Below are 6,620 nucleotides of genomic sequence, written 5' to 3' on the forward strand. Positions count from 1 at the left end.
GCATGCATGCCGAGCTGCTGCTGTTTGCGGCCACCCGCATCGAAGCATCTGGCTTGTTGAACCCTGGCTGAAGCCCCGGCGGCGCTTCACAGGTCTTCGTGGAAGCTCGAGCTGCCTGCCCGCCAGTAGGCCGAGATGCGGGCGGCCTCCTTCGGATGTCCGCGCTCGCCGAGCAGCAGGTCGCGCACCTGGGCCATCGTGGCGGCTTCGCCGGCGGCCCAGGCAAAGCCTTCGCCCGCGGGCAAGGGTTGGGCTTGCAGGGCCTGCAGCAGCAGCTCGGGCGTGTCCAGCCATTGCAGGTCCAGCGTGGCGGCGCTGGTCAGCGGGCGGCGGTCGGCTTCGGCCACCAGCAGGCGCACGATGGCGCGGGTGCCGGCCGGCAGTTCCTCCAAGCGGCGGTGCACCGCGGGCAGGGCGGTGGCGTCGCCCACCAGCAGGTGCCAGTCGTAGTCGGTCGGCACCACCATCGAGCCACGCGGGCCGCCGATGGTGGCGGCATCGCCCGGGCGGGCCTGGCGGGCCCAGTCGCTGGCGGCGCCGTGGCCGTGCAGCGCAAATTCGATGGTCAGCTCGCGGCGCGCCGCATCGAAGCGGCGCGGCGTGTAGTCGCGGCGCACCGGCTCGGCGTCGGGCGTGTCGCCGGGCAGGATGAACTTGACGTGGTCGTCGAAGCCCAGCGAGACGAAGTCGGCCAGCGCCTCGCCACCCAAGGTGATGGCGACGAAGCCGGGGCCCAGCGGCTCGGTGCGCAGCACCGTCAGCTCGCGGCGGCGCAGTTCATGGCGCACACGTTGCACGCGGCGGGTGGGCAGGGTGGGGGTGTCGGTGGTCATGGTGGATCAGATAGGTGACAATGTCATCCATCATGAGACCTAAAGTTGACAATGTCAACCATGCCGCCGCTGATGAGGTCTTCGACGCGATCCATGCGCTGATGCACCTGTACCGGGGCCGGCAATACCGGTTGCTGCGCGAAAGCGCCCACGACATCACCCACCTCGAAGACAAGGTGCTGGGCTTTTTCGCCCGCCACCCGGGCGCAATGGCCGGCGATCTGGCCACGCATTCGGGCCGCGACAAGGCGCAGATCGCGCGGCTGGTCACCGGCCTGAAGGAGCGCGGGCTGCTGCAGGCGCAGGTGGACGAGACCGACCGCCGCAAGATCCGGCTGCACCTGAGCGAGGCAGGCCGCCAGCTGCAGCGCGACAACCAGCGCGCACTGAGCACCGTCGCCCGGCAAAGCCTGGAAGGCCTGAGCGACGCCGAGCGCCAGCAGCTGCTGGCGCTGCTGCAGCGGGTGCGGGCGAACCTGGCCGATGGCGACGGCAGCGGATGAGTTCTAGGCTGGGAACACCACCCGCACGCAAGTCCCGGTCCCTTGCGGCCCGGGCCGCAACTCCACCGTGCCGCGCAGCGACGAGGCGAAGCCCGACAGGATCTTCATGCCCAGCCGCTCGCTGCGGTGGCTGTCGTAGCCCTCGGGCATGCCGCGGCCGTTGTCGGTGATGGCCAGCTCCAGCTGCTGTGCATCCAGCGGCTGCAGGTTCACCACGATGCGGCCGGCCGCGCCCGGCTCGAAGGCGTGCTTGAGCGCGTTGCTGATGACTTCCAGCACGATCATCGACAGCACCGTGGTGCGGTCGATGTCGAACACCAGGTCGGCTGCCTGGACCTGGCATTGCACCTGGTCGGCTTCGGCCGCCTGCAGGATGTCGTTGCACATCTCGCGCAGCCGCTCGGCCAGCGGCTGGTCGGCGGCGGCCGGGTCGTGCAGGCGGCGGTGGATGTGCGAGAAGAGGTTGAAGCGCCTGCGGGCTTCGCGCAGGGCGGCGGTGGCCTCGGGGTTGTGGCGCAGTTGCCGCTCCTGCACCGCCAGCACGCTGCCCACCAGGGTGAGGTTGTTGGCCACGCGATGCTGCAGCTCCTGGAACAACGTGGTGCGTTGCGCCAGCAGCGCCTGCGAGCGTTCCTGGCTTTGTTCCAGCTGCCGCGTCACCTGCGACAGCAGGTCGATGACCACGATGTCCACCACGCTGATGAGCAAGAAAAAGCCGATGGCCAGCGCCGAGGTGCCGTCCAGCGCGAAGCTCTGGCGCGGCACGATGAACCAGTACCAGGCCGCCAGGATGGACAGCAGTCCGCACAGCGCGCCGGGCCAGCGCCCGCACACCACGGTGCTGAGCAGGATGGCCGGAAAGAAGGTGAGGAACGGAAAGCCGTTGCCCAGCATCGGGTCGACGGCGAAGCGCGCGACGAGCGCCAGCACGAACGCCCCGATGGCCACCGGGTAAGCCAGCAGCGGGCGGGCGTGGAAGCGCGCTGTCCAGCGGATGAAGCGCAGCGTGAGGCTGGGACGCGGTAGGTCGACCATCAAGACATCGGTGGGCTGACGGCCATCATATCTGTGCGACGTGCTAATGGTTGCCGCGGCGGCGGTCGGTGGCGGCCGGTTTGCGGGGCGCCGCACCGGCCGCATTCAACTGGTCCAGCCACAGCAGCGCATCCACCTGTTGCACGAAGTGGTCCAGATAGCCGGGCGAGAGCTCGCCCATCAGACGCAGGGCCCGGTGCACCAGCTGCTGCGAGTTCAGCGGCCCCGCGTTGTCGGGCACCACGGCCAGCGACTGGCTGAGCCGCCGCTCGGCGCTCAGGCGCGACCAGGTGCTGCGGAAGTCGCGCAGCGTGCGCAGTTCCGGCTCGGCGGGCGCATGGGCGGCCAGCGCGGCCAGCAACTGGCCCAGCGGGCTGGTGGGGGCGGGCGCTGCGGGGCGTGCGGCCGCCGCCACCGCAGCAGCGGGCGCTGCAGCGCGCAGCGCGTCGTCATAGGCCGCCGCCAGTTGCTGCAGCCGCTGCGCCAGCCGCTCGGCCGCCAGGCCGTGGTGGCCGGCCGCCCGCTGCGCCATCGCCTCGATCAGCCGGAAGCGCACCGGGTCGTGGCGCTGCGCGCCCTGGGCGCGGCGCTCGGCCAGCCAGTCGGCCAGGGGCGCGGTGGCGGTCTCAGTCACGGCGCGGGGCGGGGGTGGCAGGGGCGGGCGCCGCGGCCGAGGCGGCCCGGCCCGGCCGGGTCGCGCCGCGGGCGGGGCGCTGCATCGGCGACATCTCCACCCGGCGGTTTTTCGCCCGGCCCTCGGCATCGGCATTGCTGGCCACCGACTGCTGGGCGCCGAAGGCCGCCGCGAACACGTAGGGCGCCGGCAGACCTTCTTCGATCAAGGCGCGTGTGACGGTGAGGGCGCGCTGGGCCGACAGCTCCCAGTTGTCCTCGAAATGCTTGCTGCGATCGCGCACGCCGCGGTCGTCGGTGAAGCCGCTGACCATCAGCATCTCGTCGCGTTCCTTCAGGTAGGCGGCCAGCGGCCGGGCCAGGCTGCGCAGCAGGCGCCGGCCCTCGGGCTGCAGCTCGGCCGAGTTGAACTCGAACAACAGGCTGCCGCTGATGCCGATGCGGCCATCCACCAGCGAGACGCGGCCGGCCGCCAGCGGCCCGGCCAGCACCTGTTCCAGCGTCTGCCGGCGCTGGGTTTCGGCCTGGCGCTGCGCCACCTCGGCCTGCAGCCGGTGGCTCAGGTCCAGCTGCTGGCCCACCACATAGACCAGGATCAGCACGAAGGCGCCCAGCAGCCCGGCCATCAGGTCGCCGAAGGCGGCCCACACCGGCGCGCCGGCCTCCTCGGCGCCGTCTTCAGGGGTGTCCCAGGCCAGGCTCATGCGTCGCTGCCGGCCAGTGCGCGCTGGCGGCCCAGTTGCTGCAGGTCGTGCACGATCTGCTGCTGCGAACTGATGCTGAGGTCGATGACCTCACGCGCCTGCGCCACGTAATAGGCCAGCTGCTCGTCGCTGCGCGCCAGCGACTGGCCGAGCGCGGTTTCGATGCGCTGCAGCTGCGCGCCGAGCTGTTCGCTGGTCTGGCTGAACTGCTGCACCGCGGTGCCGAAGGCTTCGCCCAGGCTGGCCACTTCCACCGCGCTGCCGGTCAGCTGCGCGGCCACCTCGGCCATGCGGCCTTCGTGCGCTTCGGTACTGGCGGCCAGGCGCTGGCCCAGGCCGTCCAGCAGCTCGGCCGACGAGGTCACCAGCGTGTCGATGGCCTGGCGCTGGCCCTGGCTGGCGTGCTGTACGGATTCCAGCAGCGTGCCCAGGGTCTGCAGCACGCGCTCGCGTTCGGCCAGCATCGCGTTGTCGCGGGCCATGCTGTCGCTGAGCTTGTCGCGCAGCTCGTGGATCACCTCTGCCGCGGCGCGCGGCGCATCGGCCGCCGCCTGCAGCACCGTGCCGATCTCGGCCAGCGTGCGCTGGCCGGTCTGCTCAAAAGCCTGCTGCAGCGTACCGGCCATGCCGTTCAACTGGCCGGTCCAGGCCGCCAGGCGCTGGGCATCGGCCTCGGCCAGGCTGCTCTGCAGGCCGGCATGCACCCGCTCCACCGATTGCAGCAGCGCCGCGGCCTGCTGCGCAAAGCCGCTGGCGGCGGCGTCCATCGCCTGCTGCAGCGCGGCGGTGGCCTGCTGCTGCTGGTGCTGCAGCGTCTCGGCGGTGGTGAGCTGCAGCGCCTGCAGCTCGGCCGCAGCGGCCTGGTGCAGGCGCTGCTGTTCGGCGGCGCTGGCTGCCTGCGCCCGCTGCTGCTCGGCCACCGTGGCCTGCTGCAGCCGCTGCTGCTCAGTGGCCAGGGCTTGCCAGCGGTTGGCCACGGATTCGGCGGTGTGGTCCAGCCGCTGGGCTACCGCGTCCACCATCGCGGCGGAACGCTGCTCCAGCCGCTCGGCCAGCGCATCCAGCCGCGTCTGCCAGTGCTGCGCCTGGCCGGCCTGTTGCTGCTGGTGGTCGGCCAGGGCGCGCTGCCAGTGGTCGGCCACGCGGGTGTGGGCGCTTTCCACACGCTCGGTCAGCGCCTGCAGCTGGCGGTCCAGGCCGCCGGCCAGCGTGGCCTGCAAGGCCTGCGTTTCGCGGGCGATGCCGGCCATGGTGGCTTCCACCACCGGTTGCAGCGTGGCGCCGGCGGCGCGGGCGCTGGCGGCCAGGCTCTGCTCCAGAGAGCGGCCCACCGACGCGGCCAGCTGGGTATAGGCCAGACCCGCCTGTTCATGGAAGCGGGCCTGCTCGTCGGCCAGCCGGCCGCCCAGCGTCTCGCCCTGGCGCTCGATGCCGGCCATCAAGGCCTGCAGCCGGTCCACCAGCAGCGGCAGCGTCTCGGCCTGCTGCTGCAGCAGGCGCAGCTGTTCGTCACGGCGGTGGGCTTGCGAATGCACCCGAAGCGGGCCGGCGATCAGGCTGTCCAGTTGCTGCAGCACCTGCAGCCGCTGGCGGCGCAGCAAGGCCGACATCAGCCCCAGCATGGCCGAAGCGGCGATGCCCGCCACCGAGGTGCCGAAGGCCAGCCCCAGGCCCTTGACCGGCGCCGACAGCGAGGCGCGGATCGACGCCAGGTCGGTGGCGCTGTCCAGCGCCAGGCCGGTGCCGTTGAGCGTGACCACCATGCCCAGGAAGGTGCCCAGCATGCCCAGCAGCACCAGCAGGCCGGTCAGGTAGGGGGTGAGTGCGGGGCCGGGGAGGGCGCTGCGCTCACCCTCGATGCGCAGCCGCACCGGCTGGCGCAGCGCCGCGGGCAGGCGGACCAGCCAGCCCGCCAGGTCGGCCTGCGGCGCCGCCGGGTCGGCCAGCGCGGCCTGCAGCGCTTCGGTGGCGGCGCGGTGGCGGCGCAGCTCCAGCGCGCCGGCCAGGTAGGTGGCGGCGATCAGCGCCATCATCAGCAGCGCCAGCGGGCTGCGGCCGGCATAGCCCGCGGCCACCCAGGCGATGGCGCCCAGGCCGGCCGCGAACACGGCATGTGGAAGGTGTCGGTTCATGTGCTTGCGTGTCGCTGCGCGGTGGCCAGGGCTTCGAGCAGCCCCTGCACCGGTTGGAATCGGATCTCGAGTTCGGCCAGCAGCACGGCCTGCAGGTCCTGCTCGAAGCCGGGCTGCCCGCTGCGGCGCAGGCGCTCGAAGTGCTTGCCCAGCCAGCCCGGCACGGTGGCCAGCAGCCGCTGCTCCTGCGGCGCCAGCACCTGTTCCATCACCGCGTCCACCTCGGCCAGCCGCGCCATGGCGGGTGAGCGGGCGGCCAGCTGCCGGCGCAGGCGCTCGCGCAGCGGCGCGATGGCGCGTTCCATGCCGTTCTGGCGGCTGCTGCAGTGGCGGCGCCAGGGCGCATAGCCTTCGGCGTCCTGGGCTTCGCGGGCTTCGTCAGCGGGCTCGACCAGCCAGCGCGTCAGCTGCTGGCGCACCTGCTCCGCGTCGGCGTGGGGATCGTTGGCCGGCTGGCGTGTGGCGGCGGGTTCCGGCGCAGCGGGGCCGCCTGCCGGCCCCAGCGCGCCGTAGAGCGAAATCGCGTCGGCCCAGCCCACCCAGTGCGCCAGGCGCTGCGCGAATTGCAGGCGCGACTCGGGCACGTCGGCCTCGGTCAGCCGCGCCAGCAGCCGCACCAGAGCAGCCCCGGTGATCTCCGCGCGCCGGGGGGCGCGCGCCATCGCGCCAGCAGACATTCGGGTCGGGAAAAAACCCGGCAGTCTACCTGCTTGTCACCTGCGGGCGCAGGCGGGGCCCCTCAGCCCCGCCGGGCCGCCCCAAGGGGCTGAGAGCCCCCCC

General features: G+C 72.5%; 7 protein-coding genes. 1 reads left to right on the top strand and 6 read right to left on the bottom strand.

Features of this window, described 5'->3' with window-relative positions; translation table 11 throughout:
* Nucleotides 1-86: 86 nt before the first annotated feature.
* Nucleotides 87-833, bottom strand: coding sequence for a siderophore-interacting protein (locus ABNT58_RS07595; RefSeq protein WP_348752896.1), 747 nt, complete (start codon nucleotides 831-833; stop codon nucleotides 87-89).
* Between the two features lie 32 nt (nucleotides 834-865).
* Between ABNT58_RS07595 and ABNT58_RS07600 the strand changes: the two genes are divergently transcribed.
* Nucleotides 866-1,336, top strand: coding sequence for a MarR family transcriptional regulator (locus ABNT58_RS07600; protein ID WP_348752897.1), 471 nt, complete (start codon nucleotides 866-868; stop codon nucleotides 1,334-1,336).
* 3 nt (nucleotides 1,337-1,339) lie between these two features.
* Here the strand turns inward: ABNT58_RS07600 and ABNT58_RS07605 are convergent, their stop codons facing one another.
* From ABNT58_RS07605 to ABNT58_RS07625, 5 genes are read right to left on the bottom strand one after another with little or no spacing between them, the layout of a single operon-like run.
* A complete protein-coding gene (locus ABNT58_RS07605) occupies nucleotides 1,340-2,371 on the bottom strand; it encodes a DUF4118 domain-containing protein (protein WP_348752898.1) in 1,032 nt (343 codons plus the stop codon).
* 43 nt (nucleotides 2,372-2,414) lie between these two features.
* Nucleotides 2,415-3,005 (bottom strand): DUF2894 domain-containing protein, encoded by a 591-nt coding sequence (locus ABNT58_RS07610; protein ID WP_348752899.1) that lies wholly within the window; start codon nucleotides 3,003-3,005, stop codon nucleotides 2,415-2,417.
* A complete protein-coding gene (locus ABNT58_RS07615) occupies nucleotides 2,998-3,708 on the bottom strand; it encodes an OmpA family protein (protein ID WP_348752900.1) in 711 nt (236 codons plus the stop codon). The genes ABNT58_RS07610 and ABNT58_RS07615 overlap by 8 nt, the downstream gene beginning before the upstream one ends.
* Nucleotides 3,705-5,840 (bottom strand): DUF802 domain-containing protein, encoded by a 2,136-nt coding sequence (locus ABNT58_RS07620; RefSeq protein ID WP_348752901.1) that lies wholly within the window; start codon nucleotides 5,838-5,840, stop codon nucleotides 3,705-3,707. Before ABNT58_RS07620 ends, ABNT58_RS07615 begins: the two co-directional genes overlap by 4 nt.
* Entirely contained in the window at nucleotides 5,837-6,502 is a 666-nt protein-coding gene (locus tag ABNT58_RS07625) for a DUF3348 family protein (RefSeq protein WP_348752902.1), read from the bottom strand. Before ABNT58_RS07625 ends, ABNT58_RS07620 begins: the two co-directional genes overlap by 4 nt.
* Nucleotides 6,503-6,620 lie beyond the last annotated feature (118 nt).

This window comes from uncultured Aquincola sp. (assembly GCF_964001545.1).
In the GTDB taxonomy this organism is placed as follows: domain Bacteria; phylum Pseudomonadota; class Gammaproteobacteria; order Burkholderiales; family Burkholderiaceae_C; genus Aquincola.

What these genes read in the sequence shown, in the direction of transcription:
- ABNT58_RS07605 (WP_348752898.1), bottom strand. Translation starts at nt 2,371, where the DNA reads ATGGTCGACCTACCGCGTCCCAGCCTCACGCTGCGCTTCATCCGCTGG.
- ABNT58_RS07625 (WP_348752902.1), bottom strand. Translation starts at nt 6,502, where the DNA reads ATGGCGCGCGCCCCCCGGCGCGCGGAGATCACCGGGGCTGCTCTGGTG.
- ABNT58_RS07615 (WP_348752900.1), bottom strand. Translation starts at nt 3,708, where the DNA reads ATGAGCCTGGCCTGGGACACCCCTGAAGACGGCGCCGAGGAGGCCGGC.
- ABNT58_RS07595 (WP_348752896.1), bottom strand. Translation starts at nt 833, where the DNA reads ATGACCACCGACACCCCCACCCTGCCCACCCGCCGCGTGCAACGTGTG.
- ABNT58_RS07620 (WP_348752901.1), bottom strand. Translation starts at nt 5,840, where the DNA reads ATGAACCGACACCTTCCACATGCCGTGTTCGCGGCCGGCCTGGGCGCC.
- ABNT58_RS07600 (WP_348752897.1), top strand. Translation starts at nt 866, where the DNA reads ATGAGACCTAAAGTTGACAATGTCAACCATGCCGCCGCTGATGAGGTC.